At 69.8% G+C, this 2,041-nt stretch carries 1 protein-coding gene and 2 pseudogenes; 1 reads left to right on the forward strand and 2 read right to left on the reverse strand.

Annotated elements, in window-relative coordinates; translation table 11 throughout:
* Positions 1-200 precede the first annotated feature (200 nt).
* Positions 201-1,292: a hypothetical protein gene (locus tag ACIF6L_RS38620; protein WP_396491737.1), complete on the forward strand. Its 1,092-nt coding sequence runs from the start codon at positions 201-203 to the stop codon at positions 1,290-1,292.
* Positions 1,293-1,388: 96 nt separating this feature from the next.
* On the opposite strand, the pseudogene ACIF6L_RS38625 reads toward ACIF6L_RS38620, so the two are convergent.
* Positions 1,389-1,939, reverse strand: a pseudogene (locus ACIF6L_RS38625) (RNA polymerase subunit sigma-70); the annotation flags it as partial.
* Between the two features lie 4 nt (positions 1,940-1,943).
* A pseudogene (locus ACIF6L_RS38630) lies at positions 1,944-2,041 on the reverse strand (IS5/IS1182 family transposase); the annotation flags it as partial.

The raw sequence follows: 2,041 nt of genomic DNA on the forward strand, positions 1-2,041 counted from the left end.
GGCTTCGTGCATGGCTGCCTCCAATCAGATGGACGTGCCACACATCCAACCGCTGCAAGGGCGACCCGGCGAACCTATGCGGTCACAGCACTAGCTTCAACGGGACGCCAGACGTCGAGCCGATCCCCTGAGACCTCGGCAGCCGGTCCTTCCGCCTGAGCGGGGGCAGCTGAGGGATCCCGACCGAGAGGAACCCGAAGATGTCCAAGACCACTACGAAGCGCAGGTGGAGGGCGGCGACGTCGCGCCGCGTGCAGAACGCGGCCGCGGCCGCCCTCGCCGCAGGCGTGCTGCTGGTGGCCGTGGCGCCGGCCCCGGCGACCGCGGCGGAGCTGGACTGGCACGGCGTCGGGGTGAGCAGCCTGTCCTACATGAAGTCGGTGACCGTCAACGGCAACACGTACGACGTCACGCGAGGCCTCGACAACGGCATCTGGTTCCGTTTCAACAACGGCGCCTGGCGGGAACTGGGCGGCCTCCAGGGGCGCACGAACTATGCGCCGGCCATTGTGCAGTTCCAGGACCGCGTCATGGTCGCCCACCAGGGGACGGACAGCCAGATCTACTGGACCGTCGTGCAGAACCCGGCCTCGAACCAGTGGGAGCCGTGGCACCGGATCGAGGGTGACGCCGCCGCCTGGGGCGGCATCTCACTCGAAAGCCTCGGCAGCACCGTGCTCTTCGACTGGGCAGACGTCCACGGCCTCTACCGGATCACCTCGGTGCACGCCCGGCCCGACGGCACCCGATCGCAGACCGGCATCAGCTACCCGAACGGCCAGTGGCACGTGGGCCCGCAGGGCGGCGGCACTACGGGCATCCGCCGGCCCAGCCCCATCATGGCCTGGAACGAGGCGGCCGGCGCCGAGATGGAGCGCATCTACCTCGTCGGGACCGACAACCACGTCTGGCAGGCGTGGCGCAACCCCGGCACCGGAGCGACAGGGAACATCACCCAGGTACCGGGCGGAGGCGTATGCACCTCCGGGGTGTCGGCAGCCCGCCTGGGCTACCAGGACTACACGGTGTCTCCCGGCAATGCGGCGTACGCCAACCAACGCCGGCAGATGCTTGCCTGCATCGGAGGTGACGGCTACGTCTGGATCAACACCTCCTCCACCGGTGGTGAGGCGTGGGACGGCTGGCGACGCCCCAGTGGAGCCCTGGCACCGTCCACGGACACGCCCGCGATCAATGCCACGACCAGCCAGTTCACCCTGACCGTCAGCTGGAACGGTGCGCGAAGCACCCAATTCCCCGACCACGCCATCGTCGAGAAGAGGCTCTGGTAACGGGGAGTCCCACCCCTGATCCCGGGGCTCCGTTCCTCGCCAGGCGCTGGCGCGCACGATCCGGAACAGGTCGACCATCTGTGGAACGCGGGCGTGTCACCACTGGGTGACACGCGGCGCGTCCGGTCCGTGCCGCTGCCAGGCCTCGGCGAGGCGGGCGAGGCGGGTGGGGGCGGCGATGCCGCGTACGGTCGCGATCCTGCCATTGCTGAGGTCGAACGTCATGCTGCCGACGACCTGGTAGCCGAGCACGAAGAGGATGGCGGGGCGCCGTTGACGAGCGCGTAATGGAAGGCGAGTGGGCCACCGGCACGTCGTCGGCTCGCTGCCGGGGCCTTAAAGCCGGCCCGTGCGACGGCGGCGATGCGCTGCGGGGAGTCGTACCGCAGCAGCTTCTCGGCCAGGCCGGCGCCGTTGGAGTTGGAGACCGCGGTCGCGTCGTCGGTGAGCAGCGCCACCAGCCGTTCGGTGCGGCCTGAGGAGGCGGCGGCGAGGAACTCCTCGAGGACCCTGCGGGCGGACGCGGGGTCGACCGGGGCACCGCTGCGGCGGACGGCGGTGACGCGGCGCCGGGCCCGGTGGAGGTGCTGCTGGTTTGCGGACTCGGTGATGTCGAGGATCACGACGATCTCGGCGTGGCTGTAAGAGGTCCTAACAAAGGCGTTGGACGTGGCGGTGGGTGATCAGGCAGGTGGCGAGGCCGAGGAAGGCCTCGTGGATGTCGTCGCGCCGTTCCCAGCGGATGCGCA

The sequence above is a fragment of the Kitasatospora sp. NPDC086009 genome, assembly GCF_044540385.1.
Lineage (GTDB): Bacteria > Actinomycetota > Actinomycetes > Streptomycetales > Streptomycetaceae > Kitasatospora.